This window comes from Nocardia sp. NPDC005746, from assembly GCF_040630785.1.
In the GTDB taxonomy this organism is placed as follows: domain Bacteria; phylum Actinomycetota; class Actinomycetes; order Mycobacteriales; family Mycobacteriaceae; genus Nocardia.
In genome coordinates, this window is sequence record NZ_JBEXYE010000014.1 from 38818 (window position 1) to 64532 (window position 25715).

Annotated in this window: 11 protein-coding genes and 1 pseudogene; 9 read left to right on the top strand and 3 right to left on the bottom strand. The window is 71.3% G+C overall.

The annotated features are described in order from the left end of the window. Window positions 1-469: 469 nt before the first annotated feature. The 3 genes and pseudogenes from ABZ412_RS25020 to ABZ412_RS25030 form a co-directional block, all read right to left on the bottom strand. A pseudogene (locus tag ABZ412_RS25020) lies at window positions 470-997 on the bottom strand (FAD-dependent oxidoreductase); the annotation flags it as partial. Between the two features lie 53 nt (window positions 998-1050). Continuing rightward, on the bottom strand, window positions 1051-2508 hold the full coding sequence (locus ABZ412_RS25025) for a cytosine permease (RefSeq protein ID WP_357284304.1): 1458 nt from the start codon (window positions 2506-2508) through the stop codon (window positions 1051-1053). Window positions 2509-2733: 225 nt separating this feature from the next. After that, the gene (locus ABZ412_RS25030; RefSeq protein ID WP_357284307.1) at window positions 2734-3165 is read right to left on the bottom strand and encodes a MarR family transcriptional regulator; all 432 of its coding nucleotides are present in this window, start codon (window positions 3163-3165) and stop codon (window positions 2734-2736) included. 134 nt (window positions 3166-3299) lie between these two features. Here ABZ412_RS25030 and ABZ412_RS25035 point away from each other — a divergent pair, with 134 nt between their 5' ends. The 9 genes from ABZ412_RS25035 to ABZ412_RS25075 all read left to right on the top strand — a co-directional run bounded on the left by ABZ412_RS25035 (window position 3300) and on the right by ABZ412_RS25075 (window position 25692). Then, window positions 3300-4373: an alkene reductase gene (locus tag ABZ412_RS25035; RefSeq protein ID WP_357284310.1), complete on the top strand. Its 1074-nt coding sequence runs from the start codon at window positions 3300-3302 to the stop codon at window positions 4371-4373. A gap of 164 nt (window positions 4374-4537) precedes the next feature. Continuing rightward, window positions 4538-5461, top strand: coding sequence for a zinc-binding dehydrogenase (locus ABZ412_RS25040; RefSeq protein WP_357284312.1), 924 nt, complete (start codon window positions 4538-4540; stop codon window positions 5459-5461). 158 nt (window positions 5462-5619) lie between these two features. Next, on the top strand, window positions 5620-6936 hold the full coding sequence (locus ABZ412_RS25045) for an FAD-dependent oxidoreductase (protein WP_357284315.1): 1317 nt from the start codon (window positions 5620-5622) through the stop codon (window positions 6934-6936). 2 nt (window positions 6937-6938) lie between these two features. Then, window positions 6939-7802 carry an alpha/beta hydrolase gene (locus tag ABZ412_RS25050; RefSeq protein ID WP_357284318.1) on the top strand — a complete coding sequence of 288 codons (864 nt, stop codon included), beginning with the start codon at window positions 6939-6941 and terminating at the stop codon, window positions 7800-7802. After that, complete coding sequence (locus ABZ412_RS25055) at window positions 7799-9331, top strand: aminotransferase class III-fold pyridoxal phosphate-dependent enzyme (protein ID WP_357284321.1); 1533 nt, start codon at window positions 7799-7801, stop codon at window positions 9329-9331. Before ABZ412_RS25050 ends, ABZ412_RS25055 begins: the two co-directional genes overlap by 4 nt. 23 nt (window positions 9332-9354) lie before the next feature. After that, a complete protein-coding gene (locus ABZ412_RS25060; RefSeq protein ID WP_357284324.1) occupies window positions 9355-10869 on the top strand; it encodes an FAD-binding protein in 1515 nt (504 codons plus the stop codon). 31 nt (window positions 10870-10900) lie between these two features. Then, window positions 10901-11428 (top strand): nuclear transport factor 2 family protein, encoded by a 528-nt coding sequence (locus ABZ412_RS25065; protein WP_357284327.1) that lies wholly within the window; start codon window positions 10901-10903, stop codon window positions 11426-11428. 92 nt (window positions 11429-11520) lie between these two features. Continuing rightward, the gene (locus tag ABZ412_RS25070) at window positions 11521-12297 is read left to right on the top strand and encodes an alpha/beta fold hydrolase (RefSeq protein ID WP_357284329.1); all 777 of its coding nucleotides are present in this window, start codon (window positions 11521-11523) and stop codon (window positions 12295-12297) included. A gap of 114 nt (window positions 12298-12411) precedes the next feature. Further along, window positions 12412-25692 (top strand): type I polyketide synthase, encoded by a 13281-nt coding sequence (locus ABZ412_RS25075; RefSeq protein ID WP_357284332.1) that lies wholly within the window; start codon window positions 12412-12414, stop codon window positions 25690-25692. The last annotated feature ends 23 nt before the right edge of the window (window positions 25693-25715 follow it).

The window sequence follows — 25715 nt, forward strand, 5'->3', positions numbered from 1 at the left end:
CGGCCTGGACATCCCAATCACGATATGCGCCGGTCGGTTTCACGTTCCCGGTGCCGTCGAGTGCGGTGCGCTCGGTCCGCAGACCGACGACCCTGCCGTTCTCGCCGAGGATCTCCGAAGGGTTCTCGAAGAAGTGCAGGAACAGCTTGTGCGGGCGGTCGCCGACATCGCGAATGGCCCACTGTTCCAGGGTGTTGCAGATCATGTCGACCTGCTTGGAGTTGCGGCGCGCGGCTTCCGAGCCCTCGTCGTAGTCGATGTCCTCGGGGTCGACGATGACCTCGATGGTGGGGGAGTGGTCGAGTTCGCGCAGTTCGAGGGGCGTGAACTTGGCCTGGGCGGGACTTCCTCGGCGCGACCGGCGTCGTCGCCACCGGCGGCGGCCGAACACGTGCACCTCGAGCGCCTTGTTGGCCTTCAATCCGTCGTAGACGTTCGGCGGAATCTCCGTGGGCAGCAGTTCATCCCCGGTCTTGGCCAGCACCCGCGCCACATCCAGCGCGACATTGCCGACCCCGAGCACGGCGACCTTCTCCGCCGTCAACGGCCAGGTCCGCGGCACATCCGGATGCCCGTCGTACCAGGACACGAAGTCCGCCGCGCCGTAGGAACCGTCCAATTCGATGCCCGGAACATCCAGTGCGCGATCAGCATTCGCCCCGGTGGAGAAGATGACCGCGTCATAGAACTGACGCAGATCCTCGAGGGTGATGTCGACCCCGTAGTCGATATTGCCCAGCAGCCGCACCTGCTCCTTGTCGAGCACCTTGTGCAAGGCGGTGATGATCCCCTTGATCCGCGGGTGATCCGGCGCGACGCCGTAGCGGATCAACCCGAACGGCGCGGGCATCCGCTCGTACAGGTCGATGCTCACCCCGTCGAACCCGGCGTGCCCATCGGATTTCATCAACGCGTCGGCGGCGTAGATCCCGGCCGGCCCGGCCCCCACGATCGCAATGCGTAGTGGGCGGGTCGCTGCACTCTGTTCGGTAATCATGGTTCCCTTCACGACTTTTCGGTCACCGACAGGCGCCGCTACCCGCCGGTTGTTCACACGTTGATCTCGGCCGCCGCGATCCGCGAGCGGTAGAGCGTGCGGCTGAGCACCGCGTAGACGGTGGCCGCGACGGCCGGCCCGGCCAGCGCCGACAGGTCCGCGCCCCCGAGGGCCGAGGCCACCGGCCCCTCCCACGAGGTGGTGTGGATGCACAGCCCCGCCGAGATGCCGCCGACGATGATGGCCGTGACACCGGCGACGTTGAAGCCCGCCGTGTACCACTGCGCACTCCCGGGGTGTTCGTCGTTGAGCGATACCCCGTCATACCGGTTGCGGCGCAACACGATATCGGTCACGTAGATGGCGACCAACGGCCCCAGCACCACGACGGTCAGTTCCAGCCACCGGCTCAGGGTCGCGAGGAAGTCCTCGGCGACGAACAGCGCGTAGAAGGTGATCGTGCCGCCGAGCACGCCGTCGATGAACACGGTCTGCGAGCGCCGCATCCTCACGCCGAGACCCTGCAGGCACAGGCCCGAGGAGTAGGTGGTGAGCACGTTGGTGGTGATCGCGCCGACGACGATCACGGCCAGGAACACCGGGTAGAACCACCCGGGCAGGATGCCCTTCAGCGAGGTCTGGGGGTCGGTCATGTCGACGCTGGTCCCCGCGATGACGCCGATGACGCCCAGCGCGACGGCCGGCACGAACCCGCCCAGCGCGGTCCACCCCATCACCGCGCGCTTCGACACCGATTCGGGCAGATAGCGCGCGTAGTCCGCGCCGACGGTCCACGACAGCGGAGCCGACGCGACCAGCGCCACCCCGACCAGCAGCGCCGACCACAGCGAGGAACCCGTGAGCGGCTGCGCGGGAACGTAATCGAACTTGGCGTGGCCGAACACGAAGACGCCCAGCAGCACACAGCAGAGCACGAGGGCCGCGGTGAAGAAGGGGCTGAGCCGCACGATCGTCGCGTGCCCGTAGATGCTGATCGTGAAGGTCGCGACCGCCATGACCGCCACGATCACCAGCTTCACCGGCGTCGACACCGTGACGCCCAGATGCCCGGCCAGCGCGAACGCCGCGAGCGAGCCGAACGACAGGTTGATCGCCTCGTAGGAAATGGCGATCAGCCAGTTGAGCCCCGCGCCGAAGAGCCGGTTACCGCGAATGCCGAACATCGAGCGCATGATCACCACGCTGGGCGTCCCCGCCGCCGGGCCGCTGACCGCGAGCGCGCCGACGCCGAGCCAGAACAGGTTGCCCAGCGCCACGACCGCCAGCGCCTGCCACAACGACAGGCCGAGCAGCAGCGCCGTGCCGCCGAGCACGATGTAGATGTAGGCGACATTGGACGCCGCCCAGATGGTGAACAGCTCACGTGGCGTGCCGCGGCGCTCCTGCGGGGGAACGAAGTCGATGCCGCGAACCTCGATGTGCCCGAACGCATCCCCCGATGGTTCCGGTGCTGGTCTTCTGGTTGTGATGTCCTCTTGCTGACTGGTCACCGCGCGCCTCCGAATACCTTGTGCAGCTTCCGTATTCGACGTGTCCACGACACGTCCGCGGCGAAACTATCGCCGCGAGCGTCATCGCCCGGTCATCGTCGGGACATCAGGAAGCATTCGCGCAGGTCAGAGCGGTGCGCGTGAGATCGTCACGCGTTGATCGGGGTGTTTGCCCGCGGGTAGCGTTGGGTCGCAGTGAGTTCGGTGGGTCCGTCGCCGGTGTGGTTACCGGGGCGGGGTGAGTGCTTTGCGAAGAAGGTCGGCCAGTTGTTGTTGTTCGTCGGGGGTCAGATTGGCGACCGCGCGGCGGGGGAAGTCGAAGGAGTCCTCGAACGCGTCGTTGACGGCTTCGCCCTCGGGGGTGCGCTGGATGCGCCGGAAGCGCCGGTCGGCGGGGTCGGGTTGGCGCAGGACCAGGGAGCGGGCCTCGAGCCGGGTGACGATCTGGGTGATGTTGGAGGCGTCGCAGCCGAGTTCCTCGGCCAGTTCGCCCATTCCGCGCGGTGTGCCGACCCGGCCGAGCACGCAGGCGTGGGCCATGCTCATGCCCTGGTCACGGGCGGCGTCCTCGAAGGCGTGGTTGTAGGCGTCCACGAATTCGAACATCACCTGCTCGACGTCGGTGGATGTGCTCACGGGACCTGCCGGTACTGCCATGCAGAAAATTCTAAGCCAAGACTTGACGAAGGTACTTGATTGGATAAATCACATGTGCCAGCATAGTGCTTGATCCAATCAAGTAATTGCGCGCACCAGTCCGGCGCGCGACTCGATCCAGCAAGGAGTACAAGGTGAGCACTCTGTTCGAGCAGGTCTCGATCGGCCGGTTGCAGCTGCCGAGCCGTCTGGTGATGGCGCCGATGACCCGCAACCGGGCCACCCTGGATGGGCTCGTCACCGAGCTCACCGCCGAGTACTACACGCAGCGCGCGAGCGCCGGCCTGATCATCAGCGAGAGCATCCAGCCCAGCGTCATCGGCCAGGGCTACTTCCTGACCCCGGGTCTGCACAACGAGGCCCAGACCGAGGCCTGGCGCCAGGTCACCGACGCCGTGCACCGGGCGGGCGGCCGCATCATCGCGCAGCTGACCCACTGCGGCCGCATCGGCCACCCCATGCTGTACCCGGACAACGCGCTGCCGCTGGCCCCGTCCGCGGTGGTCTCCGGTGAGCAGCTGTTCACCCCCAACGGCATGATCGACCACCCGGAGCCCCGGGAGATGACCGCCGAGGACATCACCACCACCATCGCCGACTTCGTGGCCGCCGCGCGCAACGCCATCGCCGCCGGCTTCGACGGTGTCGAGGTCCACGGTGCGAACGGCTATCTGCTGCACCAGTTCCTGGCCGACAACACCAACCTGCGCACCGACAACTACGGCGGCTCGATCCCCAACCGCATCCGCTTCGTCACCGAGGTGGTGGCCGCGGTCGCCGAGGCCATCGGCGCCGACCGCACCGGTATCCGCCTGTCGCCCGGCAACCCGTTCAACCACATCGTCGAGGCCGACCCGGCCCCGCTGTACGTCGAGCTGCTCACCAAGCTGTCCGACCTGGACATCGCCTACGTGCACATCATGGAGGGCGGCGACCGCGAGCTGACCACCAAGCTGCGCGCGGCCTTCTCCAACAGCATCATCCTGAACCCGCACGCCACCCCCGAGGCGTTCCCGGCGTCGGTCGACGCCGCCGAGCAGGCGCTGGAATCCGGTGTGGCGGACGCGGCCGCGCTGGCCACCCTGTGGCTGGCCAACCCCGACCTGGACGCCCGCATCAAGGCCGGCGGCCCCTTCAACACCCCCGACGAGGCCACCTTCTACGGCGGCGACCACGTCGGCTACACCGACTACCCGACCCTGGGCTGAGTGAATCCCGGCCCCGGGCCGAGTCGCTCACCGGCCCCGGGCAGCGTCACCCATAACTGAATTCGCAACGGCCGCCCCGATTTCCGATCCCGGCCGGGACGGAATCGGGGCGGCCGTGCGCCCGGACCATGTCCGCCGATCCCCTGAGAAGAGGAGCACTGAAGATGAAGGCACTCGTCCACGACCAGGCCGCCCCGCACATGCTGCGCCTGAGCGACGCGCCCGCCCCGACGCCGGGGCCGTCGCAGGCGCTGATCGACGTCGCCGCGTTCTCGTTCAATTTCGGGGAGGTCGCCTTCCGGGTCCCGGACCTGCCGACCGGCACGATTCCGGGCTGGGACGCCGCCGGCACCGTCGTGGTCCCCGCGGCCGACGGCTCGGGTCCGCCCGCCGGCAGCCGCGTGGTGACCTTCGGCTGGGGCGGCGCCTGGGCCGAACAGCGCGCGGTCGACACCGCGGAACTGGCCCTGGTGCCCGACACCCTGGATCTCGGTGCGACAGCGGCGCTTCCGGTCGCCGCGGTCACCGCCTTGCAGGCGATCCGGCGGCTCGGCGACATCACCGGACGCCGGGTGCTGGTGACCGGCGCGTCCGGCGGCGTCGGCCGGTTCGCGGTGCAGCTCGCGCACCTCGCCGGTGCGGAAGTCGTTGCCTCGGTGGGCAGTCCGGCCCGTGGCGCGGGTCTGGTCGAGCTGGGCGCGACCGAGGTGATCCTCGGTCCCGCGGCCCTGCGCGGCCGGGTCTTCGGCGCGGTCGACAATGTCGGCGGCCAGCAGCTGGCCGACGCCTATCTGCGGCTCGAGACCGGCGGCACGGTGGTGGCGGTCGGCAAGGCTTCGAAGCAGCCGACCCTCATCGACTTCGAGGAGGCCCGCATCCGGGTCGATCGCGCGCGGATCGAGACCTTCGTCATCGGCACCCCGCTCGGCGGCGAGCTCACCGAACTGGTCGGCCTGGCCGAGCGCGGGCGGCTGGATCCGGCCATCGGCTGGCGCGGCGACTGGACCGACTACCTGCGGGCCGCCGACGCCCTGGTGGGTCGCCAGGTCCCCGGCAAGGCGGTGCTCGACGTGCGCCGCGCGGACTGAGCCGGACCCTCGAAAAGTCGCTCATACCAGCATTTTTCGTGCCCAGTGTCTCGACGATGACCGGTCGGTGAGCCGCCCGTGGATACGTTCACCCCGTGGCCGCGCGCGAACGGGCGGTGAGCCACTGGCACGAGCGGTACGAGCAGAGGAGACAGGCCATGACCACCCGTGGAGAGAACCGCGCCGTCGTATTGGGGGGTGGGCTCGCCGGTTTGTTCGCCACCCGCGTGCTCGCCGAGAAGTACGAGCGGGTAACCCTTGTCGACCGGGACCACCTGACCGGTCCGAACCTGCTGCGGCGCGGCCTGCCGCAGGGCCACCACCTGCACGGTCTGCTCTCGCGCGGCCAGCAGATCGCCGAGGAACTGTTCCCCGGCCTGACCGACAAGATGGTCGCCGACGGCGCGGCCATCGGTGACGCGTCCAAGGACGTGCGCTGGATCATCAACGGCAAGAAGCTGGTTCAGGTCGATTCGGGCCTGGTCTGCCTGACCGCCAGCCGCCCGTTCTTCGAGGGCCACATCCGTGAGCGGGTGCTGGCGCTGCCGAACGTGGAGCTGGCCGAGCAGTCCGACATCAGCCGCCTCGAGGTGGTCGAGGACGGCAAGCGGATCGCCGGCGTGTGGGTGTTCCCGGAGAACTCGCACGAGACCCTGATCCCCGCCGACCTGGTGGTCGACGCCTCGGGTCGCGGTTCGCGCGCCTCGGTGTGGCTCGACGACCTCGAGTTCGGCCGCGTCGAGGAGGAGAAGCACAAGATCGGCATGGGGTACGCCACCCGGTACTACCGCATCCCGGACGAGGCGTTCGGCGACGACATCTCGATCAACACCGTCGCCTCGGCCGGTGTGCCGCGCGGCTGCATCTGCCAGAAGATCGACGGCGGCCGGGCCATCGTGACCGCCTACGGCATCCTCGGCGACCACCCGCCGACCGATCCCGAGGGCTTCCTGGCCTTCATCAAGACCCTTGCCGCGCCGGACATCTACGAGACGCTGCAGCAGGCCGTACCGCTCAACGACCCGGTCGCCTACAAGTTCCCCACCAACCTGCGCCGCCACTACCAGCGCATGACCGCCTTCCCGGCCGGCTTCCTGGTGATCGGTGACGCCGTGGCCAGCTTCAACCCCAGCTACGCGCAGGGCATGACGGTCGCCGCCATGGGTTCGGCCGTGCTGCGCAAGCACGTCCAGGCCGACGGCGAGATCGACCCGCTGGCCTACTTCCGCGATCTGGCGGCCGAGGCCATCGACGGCTGCTGGGACATGGCGATCGGCGCCGACCTGAGCTACCCCGAGGTCCAGGGTGAGCGCACCCCGGAGATCCTCGAGGCGCACGCCTTCATCGCCAAGGTCCAGGACGCGGCCGCCCGCGACGGCGACGTGTCGCGTGCCTACCAGCGCGTCATCGGCCTGGCCGATCCCGCCACGGTGCTGCACGAGCCGGCCCTCGAAGCCAAGATCTTCGCGGAGTAGTCATGACCGTGGAACGAATCAGCCTGGGCGAGTTCACCTTCGACGTCGACGTCGCCGGTCCCGCCGACGGTCCGGCCGTGCTCCTGCTGCACGGCTTCCCGCACAGCCGCGAGTCCTGGAACGAGGTGGCGCCCATCCTGCACGAGGCCGGGCTGCGCACCATCGCCCCGGATCAGCGCGGGTACTCCGACGGCGCGCGGCCGGCCGGGGTCGCCGATTACGCGCTGCCGAACCTGGTGGCCGACGCGCTCGGCATCCTGGACGCGCTGGGCGTCGAGTCCGCGCACGTGGTCGGTCACGACTGGGGCGCCGCGGTCGCGTGGTATCTCGGTGCGCGCCACCCGGATCGGGTGCGGAGCCTGGTCGCCCTGGCCATCCCGCACCTGGACGCCTACCAGCACGCCTACCGCGTCGACGAAGAGCAGCAGCACAGTTCGCAGTACGTCGAGTTCCTCATGTCGGCCGACTCGGGCGCGCAGTTCCTCGCCGACGACGCCGCCCAGCTGTGGGCGTGGTTCGCCCAGGCGGGGGAGGGTGTGCTGACCCCGGAACAGGTGAGCCGCTACGTCACCAAGCACAGCGACCCGGCCGTGCTCGAGGCCGCGCTGAACTGGTACCGCGCCAACAACCTGCTCGGTGAGCCGTTCGGCTTCGGCCCGGTGACCGTTCCGACGACCTTCGTCTGGAGCGTCACCGACACCGCTGTCAGCAAGCTCGCGGTCACCGAGACCGCCCAGCACGTCACCGGCCCGTACCGGCTGGTCACGCTGGAGAAGACCTCGCACTGGCAGCCGCAGCAGGCGCCGGAAACCGTTGCGGGAGAGATCTTGAACCTGGTGCGCGCCGGAGAGGTCCAGAGCCGATGACCACGATCGAGAACGCACAGGACTACGCCGAACCGTATCTGCTCGGGGTGCTGGCCACGGCCGGGCTCGACGTCGAGTACACCCGCGGTGAGGCCGACACCCTGTACTACCGCAAGGACGGTCAGGAAGTCGCCGTCCTCGACTTCGTCGGCGGCTACGGTTCGACGCTGCTCGGGCACAGCAACCCCGAGCTGATCGAGCACGCCCGTGAACTGCTGGCCGGGCAGACGCCGATCCACGCCCAGTTCTCGCGCCACTCGTACGCCAATCGCGTGGTTTCCCAGCTGAATTCGATCATCCGGCGCGAGCTGGACGACGACGAGAACTACTTCGCGATCTTCGCCAACAGCGGTGCGGAGGCCATCGAGGCCGCCATGAAGCACGCGGAGTTCGAACGCTTCGCGCGGATCGCCGGGCTCCGGGCCGAACTCGAGGCCAATGTCGAGGCCGCGCGCGCCGCCGTCGCGGACGGGCGGGCGTCGGGCGACATCGAGGCCCTGGTGGCCGCGGCGACCGCGCACAACGACGGGTTGTTCGCGAGCACGCCGCTGTTCCTGAGCCCCGTCGGATCCTTCCACGGCAAGCTCGCCGGCAGCGTCCAGCTCACCTACAACCCGATCTACCGGTCGGTGTTCTCGGCGCTGGCCGCTCAGGCCCGGTTCGTCCCGATGGACCAGCCCGGCGCGCTCGACGAGATCGTCGCCGCCGAGCGGCGCGACCTGCACGACCTGGAGATCGCCGGCGGCCGGGTGCGCGTGACGCCGCGGTCGTTCCCGGTGTTCTGCGCCCTGGTGCTGGAACCGATCCTGGGCGAGGGCGGCATCCACGAGGTGCCGGTGGAATTCGCCAAGGACGTCAACCGGGTCGCCGCGGACCTCGGCATCCCGGTGGTCGTCGACGAGATCCAGGCCGGAATGGGCCGGACCGGCGCGTTCCTGTCCAGCAGCCACCTGGGTCTGCGCGGCGACTACTACGCCATGGCCAAGAGCCTGGGCGGCGGTATCGCCAAGGCCGCGGTGCTGCTGGTGCGTGAGTCGCGGTACCTGCGCGACTTCGAGATGATGCACAGCTCGACCTTCGCCAAGGACAGCTTCTCCTGCCTGATGGCGGAGAAGGTGCTCGGCGTGCTCGAGGCGAACGACGGCGAGGTGTATCGCACCGCGGCGCAACGGGGTTCGGAGCTGCTGACCGCGCTGCGCGGGCTGCGGGCCGAGTTCCCGACGGTGATCGCGGACGTGCGCGGGCGCGGCCTGATGGCCGGACTGGAGTTCGCGAACCTGGCCGAGGCGGACTCGCAGGTGCTGCGGGAACTCGACGGCAGTGGCTTCTTCGGCTACTACGTCTCGGGTTTCCTGTTGCGCGAGCACAATATTCGCACCTTCCCCACCTCGAGCGCGGTCTACACCCTGCGGTTCGAGCCGTCGGTCCACCTCACCACGTCCGATATCGACCGGCTGATCGTCGCCCTGCGCGACGTGTGCCTCGAGATTCGCGACGCGGAGGGCGCCCGCCTGGCGCCGATCGCCTGAACGGACAGAAGGAGAGACACACCATGATCGACACCTTCGACGTCGAACGGGTGACCCCGGACGACGAGCGCTACGGCGTGCTCGCGGCCAGCTTCAACGGCCGATGGAGTGGCGCGCCCGAGTACGTGCTGCTGCCCAAGACGGCCGACGAGGCCGTGGCGGCGGTGCAGCACGTGCTCGATCGCGGCGTGCGGTTCGCGCTGCAGAGCAGTGGCGCGTGCTACGAGGACCTGATCGTCAACCCCGACATCCAGGTCATCATCAGTGCGTCGCAACTGAATTCGGTCGAGTACGACGCCGAGCTGTCCGCGTTCGCGGTGGGCCCCGGCGTCAGCACCGCCGACCTGTACCAGAAGCTGTACGACGGCTGGCATGTCACCGTCCCGGCCGGGATCGGTCCGCCGGTCGCGCTGGGCGGGCAGATGACCAATGCGGGTTACGGTCCGCTCTCGCGGCAGTTCGGGCATCTCGTCGACTACCTCGAGGCCGTCGAGGTCGTCGTCGCGGACGCCGACGGCAAGGCCCGCAAGGTCGTGGCGACCCGGCGGGCCGACGACCCGAACCGGGACCTGTGGTGGGCGCACACCGGCGGCGGTGGTGGCACCTACGGGCTGGCCACCAGGTTCTGGCTGCGCGCGCCCGACGCGACGGGCGCCGAACCGGCCGACCAGTTGCCCTCGGCTCCACGGGAACTGATCGTATCCGAGGTCGTCTGGTCCTGGGATCAGCTGACCGAGGACGCGTTCGGCAAGCTGCTCACCACCTTCACCGCCTGGCACGAGAAGCACGCGGGCGTCGACTCGCCGTACGTGAATCTGTTCAGCGCGCTGAAGCCGCGGCACATCTCGGCCGGCGAGTTCCTGATGTCCTCGCAGATCGACGCGGCCACCCCGGACGCCGACCGGCTGCTCGACGAGTTCCTGGCCGCCATGGCCGAGGGCGCCGGCATCACCTACCGGGTCGACGCGCGCAAGCGGGTCGAGTGGATCTCCCACGTCACCGCGTGGGCGGATCTGGGCGGAGACGGCTGGGAAGGCAAGGGGCGCTTCAAGGCCAAGTCGGCCTACCTGCGCACCGCGCTGCCCGCCGATCAGGTGGCGGCCCTGTACCGCAACCTCACCGATCCGGCGTTCGACAACCCCGCCACCCTGGTGGAGATCGCCGGGTACGGCGGCCGTGTCAATACCGTCGAGGCCGCGGAAACCGCGTCGCCGCAGCGGGATTCGATCATCAAGATGCTCTACATCGTGATGTGGGCGACGTCGGAGGAGGACGCGGCCCAGCTGGCCTGGCTGCGCCGCTTCTACGGCGAGGTCTACGCCGCGACCGGCGGAGTGCCGGGACGGGGCGGCGCCAACGACGGCGCGGTCCTGAACTACACCGACACCGATCCACTGGACCCGGCGCTGCACACCGCGCCGATTCCGTGGCAGGAGCTGTACTTCGGCGCCGCCCTGCCGCGCCTGCGGGAGATCAAGGCGACGTGGGACCCGCGCGGCCACTTCACCCACGCCCTGGCCGTTCGCGGCGAGAACTGACCGCACTACCGGATCACCCTGGAGGCATCCGATGACATCGCTCGAGAAGATCGAGTACTTCGACGACCGCTACCGCAAGGCCCGCGCCGAGCTGGGCGGCGCGCTGCCCGACGCCGACACCATCGGCGACTTCATGGGCCGGTGGTACCAGGCGGTGAACTCCGCCGACATCGACGCGCAGCTGGCCATGTGCACCGACGACATCCTGGTCGAGGACCCAGCCATGTTCGGCCGGTTCAGCAAGGGGCACGAGGACTTCCGCCTCTTTGCCCAGATCACCTACAAGGCATTCCCGGACATGCGGTTCGAGGCCACCGGTGCGCCGCTGGTGGCCCTGGACGGCAACCGCATCGTGGTGCCCTGGCACGGCCAGGGCACCCTGTCCGGCGGCATCTCCGGCTGGCCGCCGGAGCACCCGGAGGAGCCGGTCGCGGCCACCGGTCGCAAGTTCGATCTGGAGGGTATGGACACCTACGAGTTCCGTGACGGCCTGATCAGCTACTGGCGCATCAGCTACGACAACTTCGAGATGTCGCAGCAGCTGGGCCTGATGGGCTGACACTTCTCCTGATCGGTTCGCGCCGGGCACCGGGTACCCCTCCCCGGTGCCCGGCGCGAAACCGTTCGGTATACGACAAGGGAATTCGTGTGATGGAAAAACGTCTGTCCGGCAACCCTTCTCCGAACGCGTGGATTCGCCGATTCGGTCCGGCGCCCGCCGCCCCGCACCGATTGGTTTGCTTTCCGTACGCGGGCGGATCCGCGAGCTATTTCTTCCGATGGATGCAGGCCCTCGCACCCGAAATCGACGTGCTCGCCGTGCAATATCCCGGCCGTCAGGAACGCCGCACCGAAACGGTCGTCGACGATATCGACCGGCTCGCCGATCACATTGCCGCGGAGTTGCTTCCGTGGCTGGACCGGCCCACCGCGTTCTTCGGGCACAGCATGGGCGCGATTCTCGCCTTCGAGGTCGCGCTGCGGCTGGAACGGTCCGGGACCCGGCTCACCGAACTGTTCGTCTCCGGCCGCCGCGCACCCGCCACCAGCCGCGATGAAAGCACCTACCTGGCCGATGACGCGGAGCTGCTCGACGATGTCGTCCGCCTGGGCGCGACCGACGCCGCCGCGCTCGCCGATCCGGAGATCGCCGCCATGGTGCTTCCCGTCATCCGTGGCGACTACCGGGCCATCGAACGCTACCGGTGGACCGGCGGGCCCCGGGTGCGCTGCGGGATAACGGCGTTCGCCGGGGACATCGACCCCAAGACCACCGTCGCCGAGATGGCCGAATGGCGGACGCACACGCACGGCGAGTTCGAGTTGCGTGAGTTTCGCGGTGGCCATTTCTTCATCAACGAGCACGTCGACGCGCTGCACATGGAGATCCGCGAACGGGCTACCGGCACCGCTGTGTGGTCGAAATAACTGAATTACCAACGGATTACCAACCTGTTCCGATCGCACGGCTACGTTGAAATCGCGCCTTCTGATGGCGTCACTTCCACACCACGTGCCGAATGGGCAAGGGGGAGAGCCGTTTTGAGTTCCAACAACGCCACCGATAATGCCGGGATCGCCGTCATCGGATTCGCGTGCCGCCTACCCGGCGCGGGCAACCCCGCCGAGTTCTGGGAACTGCTGAGCTCGGGCACCAGCGCCATCTCCTCCTGGCCCGACGACCGCGCCGCGTACGCCGGGGCGGGCGACCGTCCCGAGCGGCGCGGCGCGTTCCTGGCCGATATCGAGGGCTTCGACGCGCCGTTCTTCGGGATCTCCCCGCGCGAGGCGGCCGCGATGGATCCGCGGCAGCGGCTGGTGCTCGAACTCGCCTGGGAGGCCCTGGAAGACGCCGGCGCCCGGCCCGAGCAGTTGCGCGGCGGCGATACCGCGGTACTGGTCGGCACCCACCGCGACGACTACGCCGCGCTGCTCGGCACCCTGCCCGCGGACGCCATCACCCATCACAGCCTGACCGGCGCCAGCCGCGGCGTGATCGCCAACCGGGTCTCCTACTTCCTCGGCGTGCGCGGGCCCAGCCTGACCGTCGACTCGGTGCAGTCCTCGGCCCTGGTGGCGGTGCACCTGGCGTGCCAGAGCCTGCGCGCCGGCGAGGCGTCCACGGCCCTGGTGGCCGGTGTCAACCTGAACCTGTCCGCGGCGACCGCGGTCGCGACCGAGCGTTTCGGCGGGCTGTCGCCCACCGGCACCTCCGCCGCCTTCGACGCGAGCGCCGACGGATTCGTGCGCGGTGAGGGCGCGGTGGCGCTGCTGCTGAAGCCGCTGGCCGACGCCATCGCGGCCGGTGACCGCGTCCACGGCGTGATCCACGGCAGCGCGGTCAACAATGACGGTGCGACCGAGGGACTCACGGTGCCCGGGCGGGCCGCCCAGGAGCAGGTCCTGCGGGAGGCGTACCGGCGGGCCGGGGTGTCCACGGCACAGGTCCAGTACGTCGAGACACACGGCACCGGGACGCCGGTCGGTGATCCGATCGAGGCGGCCGCGCTCGGCGCGGTACTGGGGTCGGGGCGGACCCGGCCGCTCCCGATCGGCTCGGTGAAGACCAATATCGGGCACCTGGAGGGCGCGGCCGGGCTGGCCGGACTGCTCAAAGTGCTGCTGTGCCTGCGCAATCGGCAGTTGCCGCCGAGCCTGAACTTCTCGGACCCGAATCCCGCGATCCCGTTCGGTGAGCTGAATCTCGCTGTGCAGACCGAGCTTTCGGAGTGGCCCGAGCCCACTGCGCCGCTGCTCGCGGGTGTGAGCTCGTTCGGCATGGGCGGCACCAACTGCCACCTCGTGGTGGGTGAAGCGCCGGAGCGCGAGCCGGTGACCGCGGCGGGCCGTACGCTCGCGGTCGTGCCGTGGGTGCTCTCGGCGCGCACGCCCGAAGCGCTCGCGAGCCAGGCGAAGCGGCTCGCGGAACTCGCCTCGCCGGATCTGGCCGATGTGGGCTGGTCACTGGCCACCACCCGGACGACGTTCGACCACCGCGCCGTGGTCGCCGCGGGTGACGGCCCGGCCCGGCAGCGCGCGCTCGAGGCGCTCGCCGCGGGGCTGCCCGCGCCGCAGCTGGTGACCGGTTCGGTCGAGCCGGGCGAATCCGCGGTGGTGTTCTCCGGCCAGGGCGGTCAGCGGATCGGGATGGGCCAGGAGCTCTACCGCGAATTCCCGGTCTTTGCAGCGGAATTCGACGCCATCGCCGCGCATCTGGATCCGGTCCTGGACCGCCCGCTGCGCGACCTCATCGCCACCGGCGTGGACCTGGACGAGACCGGCTACGCGCAGCCGGCGCTGTTCGCGGTGCAGGTGGCGCTGTATCGGTTGGTCGAATCCTGGGGTATCGCACCGGATTTCGTCGCCGGGCACTCCATCGGTGAGATTGCCGCGGCACACGTGGCGGGGGTGCTGTCGCGCGCCGACGCGGCCACCCTGGTCGCGGCGCGCGGACGGCTCATGCAGGCGCTGCCGAGCGGCGGCGCCATGATCGCGCTGGAGGCCACCGAGGACGAGGTCGCGCCACTGCTGGCCGGACTGCCCGAGCTGGGGATCGCCGCCGTCAACGGGCCGCGCGCGGTCGTCATCGCCGGATCGGAGCACGGCGCGGTCGAGGTCGCCGCCCGGGTTTCCGCCATGGGGCGGAAGACCAAGCGGCTCAAGGTCTCCCACGCCTTCCACTCGCCGCTCATGGAGCCGATGCTCGACGAGTTCGCGGCGGTGGTACGGACCCTGACCTTCGCTCAGCCGACCCTGCGGGCGGTGTCCTCGGTGACCGGCGGACCCGCGCAGGAGTGGGCGTCGGCGGACTACTGGGTGCAGCACATCCGGCAGCCGGTCCGATTCATGGACGCCGTCCGAGCGCTCGAAACCTACGGCGTGAGACAGGTATTCGAACTCGGACCCGACGGGGTGTGCTCGGCCATGATCGCCGACGCGGCCGTCGACGCCGAGCGGATCACCGCCGTCCCGGCGCTGCGTCCGGGCCGGGACGAACCCGTCACCATCGTGACCGCGGCGGGGCAGCTGTTCACCCGGGGTGCGCGGATCGACTGGCCCGCACTGTTCTCCGGGTCCGGTGCGCGGGTCGTGGACCTGCCGACGTATCCGTTCCAGCGCCGCAGGTATCCGCTGTTGGGGGGAGCGTCCGTGCCCGCTGTCGCCCCGGCGACGGCCGCGCCCGCCCCGGCGGAGGTGGCGGCCGCCGCTCCCGCGGTGGCGGACATCGATGTGGATGCCCTGGTCACCGGCCACATCCGGGCCGTGCTCGGCTTCGACGCCACCGAACGCGTCGACGTCCACGCCCGCTTCCGTGATCTCGGGTTCGATTCCCTGCTCGGGGTGGAACTGCGCAAGGCGCTCGCGCGCGCCACCGACCTGAGCCTGCCCGGCGGGCTGCTGTTCGACTACCCGACGCCCGCGGCCCTGATCGACTACCTGAACGCCGCGCTCACCGGCACCGCGAACGACGGTGCGGCCGAGGCGTTCACGGCCGCGGGCAACGAGCCCATCGCCATCGTCGGCATGGCCTGCCGCTATCCCGGCGGCATCGCCGGACCCGACGACCTGTGGCGGGTGGTGGCCGACGGCATCGACGCCATCACCGAATTCCCGGCCGACCGCGGGTGGGACGAGGCTCTCTTCGCCGGGGACCGGCCCGGCGGCAGTTACGTGCGGGTCGGCGGCTTCCTCGACCACGCCGACGAGTTCGACGCGGGCCTGTTCGGCATCTCGCCGCGCGAGGCGCTGGCCATGGACCCGCAGCAGCGGCTGCTGCTCGAAACCTCCTGGGAGGCCATCGAACACGCGAGCATCGATCCGCAGTCGCTCGCCGGATCGCGCACGGGAGTGTTCGTCGGTGCGACCGTCTCCGACTACGGCCCCCGCATGCACACGCCCACCGCGGGCACCGAGGGCTACGTGCTGACCGGTACCGCGAACAGCGTGATGTCGGGTCGCATCGCCTACCAGCTGGGCCTGCTCGGCCCGGCGCTGACCGTGGACACCGCGTGCTCCTCGTCGCTGGTCGCCATCCACCTCGCGATGCGCTCGCTGCGCGCGGGGGAATCCGCCCTGGCGCTGGCCGGTGGCGCGGCCGTGATGGCCAATCCCGGGATGTTCGTGGAGTTCTCGCGCCAGCGCGGCCTGGCGCCCGACGGCCGCTGCAAGCCGTTCGCGGCCGCCGCGGACGGCACGGCGTGGGCCGAGGGCGCGGGCGTGCTGCTGCTGGAGCGGCTCTCCGACGCGCGCCGCAACGGCCACCGGGTACTCGGTGTCATTCGCGGCACCGCCATCAACCAGGACGGCGCGTCCAATGGCCTGACCGCGCCCAACGGTCCCGCGCAGCGGCGCGTGATCGGCGCGGCCCTCGCCGACGCCGGGCTGACCGCCGGGGCGGTCGACGCGGTGGAGGCCCACGGCACGGGCACCGCGCTGGGCGACCCCATCGAGGCCGACGCCCTGCTCGCGACCTATGGCGCACAGCGTGACTCGGGCCGGCCCTTGTATCTGGGATCGTTGAAATCGAACATCGGCCACGCGCAGGCCGCCGCCGGTGTGGCCGGTGTGATCAAGATGGTGCAGGCCATGCGGCACGGCGTGCTGCCCGGAACCCTGCACCTCGACGCGCCCACGCCGCACGTCGACTGGTCGGCGGGCAGCATCGAACTGCTGGCCCAGCGGCGCGACTGGCCGCGCGGGGCGCACCCGCGCCGGGCCGGTGTGTCCTCCTTCGGCATCAGCGGCACCAACGCCCACCTGGTCCTCGAAGAGGGCGAGTCCGTTTCCCCTGCAGCCGCATTCCCCGCGGACACCTCCGACCCGACCAGAACCGTGGTCGCCGCAGCCGCGCAGACCGAAGCCGGGGTGGCCGCATCCGCTCCCACCACATCCACGTCCGCTGGATCGGAGAACGCACTCTCGGTAGCCCCGTCCGGGGCAGCCGCATTCGCGGGCGGCGCGGTCGCGCGGCCGGTGGCGTGGCTGGTGTCCGGCCGGGACCGGCAGGCCCTGCGCGCGCAGGCGGGCAAGCTGGACGAGTTCCTCGCCGCGCGGCCGGAAGCGTCGATCGGCGCCTTCGCGGACTCGCTGGTGCGGACCCGGGCGCTGCTGCCCGAACGCGCGGTCGTGGTCGGCCGCACGCACGCGGATTTCCGGTCCGGTCTGGCTGCTCTGCGCGATGGAACCGCTGCGCCGCAGCTGGTTTCGGGACGGGCCGCACGTGCTGTGCGCACCGCGTTCCTGTTCACCGGTCAGGGGGCGCAGCGTCTCGGTATGGGGCAGGAGCTCCATGCCGCCTTCCCCGCCTTCGCCGCGGCCTTCGACGAGGTGTGCGCGGCCTTCGACCCGTGGCTGGCACTGCCGCTGCGCGAGATCGTTCGCGACAATATCGACGCCCTGGACCGGACCGAGTACACCCAGCCCGCCCTGTTCGCGGTGGAGGTGGCGCTCGCCGCGCTGTGCCGCGAGCTGGGCCTGATTCCCGATGCGGTGGCCGGTCATTCGATCGGTGAGCTGGCGGCGCTGCACGTCGCCGGTGGTATCGGACTGGCCGACGCCGCGAAGCTGGTGGCCGCGCGCGGTCGGCTGATGCAGGCGGCGCGCGCGGGTGGGGCGATGATCGCCATCGGCGCGCCCGCCGACGAGGTGGCCGCATCGCTCGACGGGCACGCGGTGGATATCGCGGCGGTGAACGGACTTGCCTCCGTGGTGATCTCCGGTGACACCGACGCCGCCGAGGCCGTCGCCGAGCGGTGGCGGGCCGCCGGTCATCGCACGCACACGCTGCGGGTCAGCCATGCCTTCCACTCCGCGCACATGGATTCCGCGCTGGCGGAGCTCCGGGCCGTCGCCGAGTCGGTGTCCTTCACCGACCCCGTGATTCCCGTGGTGTCCGCGCTCTCGCCCGAGCGGGCCGATCTCACCTCGCCCGACTACTGGGTGCGTCAGCTACGCGGCACCGTGCGCTTCCTGGACGCCGTACGCCGGCTCGAGGACGACGACATCCGGCTGTTCGTGGAGATCGGCCCCGACGCCGTGCTCACCGCCATGGCCCGTGAATCCTTCGCGACCCCGGCGTCGATCGCGGTGCCCCTGCTGCGTCGCGGCCGCCCCGAGGCCGACACCTTCGTGACCGGTCTGGCCACCGCGCACGTCCACGGCGCGCCCGCCGACCTGACCGCCCTGGTCGAATCGTCATCGGCCACCGTCGAATTGCCGACCTACGCGTTCCAGCGCGGCAGCTACTGGCTGCGTGGCGGCACCGAGCGGCCCGCCGCCGGGCATCCGATCCTCACCACCCGGGTCGATCGCGCGGACCGCGACGAGGTGCTCTTCAGCGGCACCCTGACCACCGCCGAACACGGCTGGCTGCGCGACCACGTCATCGCCGGTGCGCCGATCCTGCCCGCCGCCGCCTTCGTGGACTTCGCCGTCGCCGCGGCGAATCTGCTGGGCGCCGAACAGGTTTCCGAAGTCGTGGTGGAAGCCGCGCTGCCGCTGGACGGTTCGGTGGAGGTGCAGCTGATCGCCGGCGCCGCCAGAGCGAACGAGCGGCGGCCCTTCACGATCCACGCCCGGACCGCCGAGGACGCGCCCTGGTCGCGGCACGCCTCCGGATTCTTCGACCTCGCCGCCGCGCCCGCCCCCGGCCTCGGCGACGAGTGGCCCGCACCGGATGCCGTCGAGGAGCCGATCGAGCACGCCTACGACCGGCTCGCCGGCCTCGGTTACCAGTACGGCGCCGCCTTCCGCGGCCTGACCCGCTGGTGGCGCACCGACGACGCGCTGTTCGCGGAAGTGCGGCTGCCCGACGCCCGTATCGACGAGGCGGGTCGCTACGGCCTCCATCCCGCGCTGCTCGACGCCGTCCTGCACCCGCTGGTGCTGGACCTGGCCGATGCCGCCGGGCCCCGGGAGATGTTGCTGCCGTACGCGTTCTCCGCTGTACGCGTGAGCCTTCCGGGCACGAGCTCGCTGCGTGCCCGCCTGATCCGCACCGGCCGTACGTCGGCCGAGATCACCGTCACCACCGACGACGGCACCCCGGTCGCCGTCATCGGGGCGCTGGACTTCCGGCCCACCGCCGTCGAGGGCTTGGTCGCCAGGCCGCCGCTGTACGCCCTCGCCTGGCAGCCGCTGCACGAATCCGAGTCCACCGGAACCGAAGTCGAGACCCTCGTCCTCGGCCCCGGAGACACTCCCGAACAGGTGCACGCGGCCACCATCCTGGCCACCGAATCGATCCAGCGCCACCTGGCCGAGGCAAGCTCGCCGCTCGTCCTCGTCACCCGTGGCGCGGTGGCGACCGCCGCGGGCGAGCGGGTCGACGATCTCGCCGGCGCCGCGGTGTGGGGTCTCGCCCGCGTCGCCGCCGGCGAACACCCCGGACGGGTGCTGGTGCTCGACATTCCGGCGCAGGACGAGATCGGGGAGTGGCCGAACCGTGCCGCCGCCTCCGGGGAAGCCCAGCTCGCCGTCCGCGACGGTGCGCTGCACATCCCCCGGGTCGCCACGCGCACAGCCGAATTCACCGGCACGCCGATCCGCACCGACGGCACCGCGCTGATCACCGGTGGTACCGGCGGCCTCGGCGCGTTGTTCGCCCGTCACCTGGTCGCCGAACACGGTGTGCGCCACCTGCTGCTGGTCAGCCGCCGCGGCCCGGCCACTCCCGGCGCGGAGGACCTGACCGCCGACCTGCGCGCCGCCGGTGCGACCGTCGAGGTGCTCGCGGCCGATATGGCCGACCCGAACGCCGTCGCCGGGGTGCTCGCCGCGATCCCCGCCGACCGTCCGCTGCGGGCGGTGGTGCACGCCGCGGGCACGCTCGCCGACGCCATGATCGACACGCTGACCGCCGAGCAGATCCACACCGTGCTGCGCCCGAAGGTCGACGCCGCCTGGCAGTTGCACCGGGCCACGGCCGACCTGGATCTCGACGCGTTCATCCTGTTCTCGTCGCTGTCGGGCACCATCGGCACGGCGGGACAGGGCAATTACGCCGCGGCCAACGCCTACCTCGACGGCCTCGCCGCCCATCGCGCCGCCTCGGGTCTGCCCGCCCGCTCCCTGGCGTGGGGTCTGTGGGACACCTCGGTCGGCATGGGGACGGGTCTGTCCGCGGCCGATATCGAGCGCTGGAAGCGCCTGGGCGCACCGCCGTTGCCGGTCGAGACGGGCCTGGCGCTGTTCGACACCGCGCTCGGCAGCCCCGAACCGGTCGTGGTCGCGGCGACCATCGACTACGGCGTGCCCGCCGCGGCCGCCCCGGCCATCCTGCGCGCACCGGTGCGCCGGGGGAACCGGACCGCGGGCGGCACCTGGGCCGACCGCATGACGGCACTCGCCGACGATCGGCGTGCCGACGCGCTGCTGGAGTACGTGCTGAGCGTGAGCGCCGCCGTGCTGGGCCATGATTCGGCCTCCGGCCTCGACGCCGACAGCGCCTTCCGGGAACTGGGCTTCGACTCGCTGGCCGGGCTCGAACTGCGCAACCGGATCGGCGCCGAGACCGGCTTCACCCTGGGCGCGACCGTCGTCTTCGACCACCCGTCGCCGACCGCGCTGGCCACCCACCTCGGGGAACTGCTGCGGCCGAAGCAGCCCGCCGCCGCCACGGTGGCGGTGAAAGCCCGGACTGCCCAGGACGATCCGATCGTGATCGTCGGCATGGCCTGCCGCTATCCCGGTGACGTCCGCACGCCCGGCCACCTGTGGCAGCTGGTCGCCGACGGTGTCGACGCCATCGGCGAGTTTCCGGTCAACCGCGGCTGGAACGTGGACGAACTCTACGATCCGCGCTCCGAACGGCCGGGCACCTCCTCGACCAAGAACGGCGGCTTCCTCTACGACGCCGACCTGTTCGACGCGGACTTCTTCGGCATCTCGCCGCGCGAGGCCACGGCCACCGACCCGCAGCAGCGCCTGCTGCTCGAAACCGCCTGGGAGGCCATGGAATACGCGGCCATCGACCCGGCGACCCTGCGCGGCAGCCGCACCGGCGTCTTCACCGGCGCCATGTACGACGACTACGCCATCCGGGTGCAGGGCGCGGCGGGCGAATTCGAGGGCCTGCTGCTGGCGGGCAACCTGTCCAGCGTGATCTCCGGCCGCCTGGCCTACACCTTCGGTTTCGAGGGTCCCGCGATCACGGTCGACACCGCCTGCTCGTCCTCGCTGGTGGCCATGCACCTGGCCGCGCAGTCGCTGCGCAGCGGGGAATGCGATCTCGCCGTCGCCGGCGGCGTCACGGTGATGTCCACCCCGAACACCTTCGTCGAGTTCTCCCGGCAGCGCGGCCTGTCCGCCGACGGCCGCTGCAAGGCGTTCGGCGCCGACGCCGACGGCACCGGCTGGTCCGAGGGCGTGGGACTGGTGGTGCTGCAACGACTCTCCGACGCCCGCGCCGCCGGGCACGAGGTGCTGGCGGTGCTGCGCGGCACCGCCGTCAACCAGGACGGCGCGTCCAACGGCCTGACCGCGCCGTCGGGCCCGGCGCAGGAGCGGGTGATCCGCGCGGCACTGGCCGACGCCGGACTGTCCGCCGCCGAGGTGGACGCGGTGGAGGCGCACGGCACCGGCACCCGGCTGGGCGACCCGATCGAGGCGCAGGCGCTGCTCGCCACCTACGGCAGCGACCGCGCGGACGACCGGCCGCTGTGGCTCGGATCGTTGAAGTCGAATATCGGTCACTCGCAGGCGGCTTCGGGCGTGGGCGGCGTGATCAAGATGATCGAGGCCATGCGCCGGGGCGTGCTGCCGCGCACCCTGCACGCCGAAACGCCCAGCCCGCACGTGGACTGGGCGTCGGGCGCGGTGCGGCTGCTGACCGAGGCGCGGCCGTGGCCGGAGACCGGGCAGCCGCGCCGGGCCGGTGTGTCGTCGTTCGGTGTCAGCGGCACCAACGCGCACGTCATCCTGGAGCAGCCCGCCCCGCGGACCGCCGTCGCGGTCGCGCCGGAGCAGCCGGTGCCGTGGATCCTGTCCGCCAAGGACGACGCCGGACTGCGGGAGGTGGCCGCCCGGCTGCGCGACCACCTGGCCGAAACCGATGCCCGCCCGGCCGATATCGGCCTCACCCTGGCGACCGGACGCGCGCGGCACGATGTGCGCGCCGCCATCACCGGTGAGCCCGCCGAGCTGGCCCGGGCCCTCGACGACATCGCCGAGGACCGGCCGAACACCGCCGTCGCCCGGGCGCGGCGGGGATCGCGCGGCAAACTGGGCATGCTGTTCACCGGTCAGGGCAGTCAGCGGCTCGGGATGGGTCGCGAACTGTACGAGACCTCACCGGTTTTCGCGGGGGTCTTCGACGAGATCTGCGCGCTGCTGGACCCCGGTTTGGCGCGCCCGCTGCGCGAGGTGCTGTTCGCTCCGGAGGACTCCGCGGACTCGGCGCTGCTCGACCAGACGCATTTCGCGCAGGCCGCGCTGTTCGCCGTCGAGACGGCCCTGTACCGGACGGTCGAAAGTCACGGTCTGCGACCGGATTACCTGACCGGGCACTCGATCGGCGAGGTCGCCGCCGCGCATGCCGCCGGGGTGCTCGACCTGGCCGACGCCGCGACGCTGGTCTCCGCGCGCGGACGGCTCATGCAGGCGGCCCGCTCGCACGGCGCGATGATCGCCGTCGAGGCCACCGAGGCGGAGCTGGCCCCGGACCTGGCCGGGTACGGCGACGCCGTGGTGATCGCCGCGATCAACGGCCCGCGTTCGACCGTCATCTCCGGTGATGCCGACGCGGCCGCCGCGGTCGCCGAGCTGTGGCGCGAACGCGGACGCAAGGTGCGGCAGCTGCCGGTCAGTCACGCCTTCCACTCCCCGCACATGGACGACGTGCTCGACGAATTCCACCGCGCCATCGCGCATCTGGACTTCCGGCCGCCGAGCATTCCCCTGGTCTCCAATGTCACCGGAACCCTGGCCACCGTGGAGGAGGTGACCGACCCCGGGTACTGGGTCCGCCACATCCGCCTCGCGGTGCGCTTCCTCGACGGCATCCGCTACCTCGAGAGCGCCGGCGTCACCGACTTCGTGGAGATCGGGCCCGACGGGGTGCTCTCCGCGCTGGCGCAGCAGACCCTCACCGCCACCGACGGTTTCGCCGCGCCCGTGCTGCGTCGCGGCCGTTCGGAGCGGCAGGCGCTGACCGCCGCGGTGGCGATCGCGGGCATGCGCGGCCACCGCGTGGACTGGGACAGCCTGTACACCGGCGCCCGCCGGGTCGCCGCGCCCACCTACCCGTTCCAGCACAAGCGGTACTGGCTCGAACCCGCCGGCCGGACACCGAATCTCGCCGGGGTGGGCCTGGGGGCCGCCGACCACGAGCTGCTGGGCGCGGCCGTCCCGATCGCGAATCGTGACGAGGTGCGTTTCACCACGCGCCTGGGCGTCGAATCCGCGCCGTGGCTGGCCGATCACGCCCTCGACGGCCTGCCGGTGGTGGCGGGCACCGCGCTGGTCGACATGATCCTGCACGCCGCGGGCCGGGTCGGCTGCGACGAGCTGGCCGAACTCACCATCGGCGCGCCGCTGGTGCTGCCGCCGGGCGGCACCACCGTCCAGGTCGGCATCGGGCTGCCCGACGAACTGGGCCGCCGCGCCGCCGAGGTCCACTCGCGTCGCACCGACGACGGCGAATGGGTCGCCCACGCCGGCGGATTCGTGGTCGCCCGCACCGAGGACCGCGCCGCGGGCACGGTCGGTGCGATCGACGACTCCGAGTTCGACCTCACCGGCGTCTACGAGCGGCTGCACGACCTCGGCTACCAGTACGGTCCCGCGTTCCAGGGGTTGAAGCGGGTGCGCCGCACCGACGAATCCCTGTTCGTCGCGGTCGAACTCCCGGAGGCGCGGCACGGCGACCACGTCGACCTGCACCCGGCCCTGCTCGACGCCGCGCTGCACGCGCTGCTGCCGGGCGTCACCGGCGAGTCGGCCCGCTCGTGGCTGCCCTTCGCGTGGAGCGGCGTGCGGATCCACGCGACCGGAGCGACCGCGCTGCGGGTGCGCATCGACGTGGAGGACGCCGGAACCGACGCGCTGCGGGTATCGCTGCACGCCGACGATCCCGCCGGAGCGCCGGTGGCCACCGTCGATTCGCTGGTCCTGCGGGCTCGCACGGCCGTCACCGCCGCCATCGAGGTGGACGGGCTGCTCGTGCCTCGGCTGCGGCCCGTGCGGACCGAGGGCGACGGCGTCGGGGTGCAGATCATCGAAGCGCCCACCGGCTCGCCCAAGGCCGTGCTGCACGCCACCCTGGAGACCGTCCGCGACTGGCTCGCGCAGTCCGAGGGCGAGCGGCTCGCGATCGTCACCGCCGCGGGCGAACTCGGCCACGCGGGCATCCGCGGCCTGGTCCGGTCGGCGGAGGCGGAGAACCCGGGCCGGGTCACCGTCGTCGAGATCGACGAGTCCGAACGCTCACGCGACGTCCTGGACCGGGCCGCCGCCACAGGTGAACCGCACGTCGTGGTGCGCGACGGCGAACTGTTCGCGCCCCGCCTCGAGCGGATGCGGCAGGTCGCGGGGGAGACCCCGGACTGGTCGCGGGGCACGGTCCTGATCACCGGCGGCACCGGCACCCTCGGCGCACTGCTGGCCCGCCACCTGGTGGCCGAGCACGGCGCCCGGGACCTGCTCCTCCTCAGCCGCCGCGGCCCCGCCGCCCCGGGCGCGGCCGAATTGAGCTCGGAGCTGGCCGAATTCGGTGCGCGAGTCGCCATCGTGGCCGCCGACGTGACCGACCGCGACGCGCTCGCTGCCGCTATCGGCGACCGCACCATCGGCGCGGTCGTGCACACCGCGGGCCTCACCGAGGACGGTGTCGTCACCGCCCTCACCCGCGAACAGCTCGACCGGGTGCTGCGGCCCAAGCTCGACGCGGCCTGGCACCTGCACGAACTCACCCTCGCCCACCGGCCCGCGGCCTTCGTCCTGTACTCCTCGGTGGCGGGCCTGCTCGGCACCGCCGGCCAGGCGAACTATGCGGCCGCCAACACCTACCTGGACGGTCTCGCCGAACACCGGCAGGCCCAGGGCCTGCCCGCGACCTCGCTGGCGTGGGGCCTGTGGGCCGGGAGCAGCGAACTCAGCGGCCACCTCGAGGACGTGGACCTGCGGCGGCTCGCCCGCTCGGGCCTGCTGCCCCTCGACCCGGCCGCGGCCCTGGACTTGTTCGATGCCGCCGTCCGCACCGGGGAACCGGTGCTCGCGGTCACCCGGATCGATCAGGAAGCCCTGCGCGCCAACGAGTCCGGGGTGCCCGCGCCGCTGCGGGACCTGGTGCGCACCAAGGCGCGCCGCGCCGCCGCGCTGGCCTCGACCGCGCCGGATCCGACGGCCCGGCTGGCCGGACTCGACCCCGACGCGCGCATCCAGGCGCTCGCCGATCTGGTCCGGGCCCGCGCCGCCGCGGCCCTGGGCCACGACGACGATTCCGCCGTCACCCGGGACCGGTCCTTCCAGGAGCTCGGCTTCGACTCGCTCATGGCGGTCGAACTGCGCAACGACCTCGGCAAGGCGCTCGGCCTGGCGCTGCCCGCCACCCTGATCTTCGATCACGCCAACCCGGCGGCCCTGGCCGAACACCTGGCCGGACAGCTCGGATTCGACACCGGCACCACCGAAGTGCCCGTGCTCGAACTGATCGACGGCCTGCGACCGTCCATCACGGCCGCGTTGACCGACACCGGCCAGGCCGCGGCCATCGCGGCCCGGCTGCGGGAACTGCTGAGCCTGGTCACCGCCGACACCGGCTTCGAGGGCGATCTCGACGCGGCGACCGACGACGAGCTCTACGCGCTCATCGACGAGCTCGACTGAATTCCCCCACCTCCCTTCCTCTT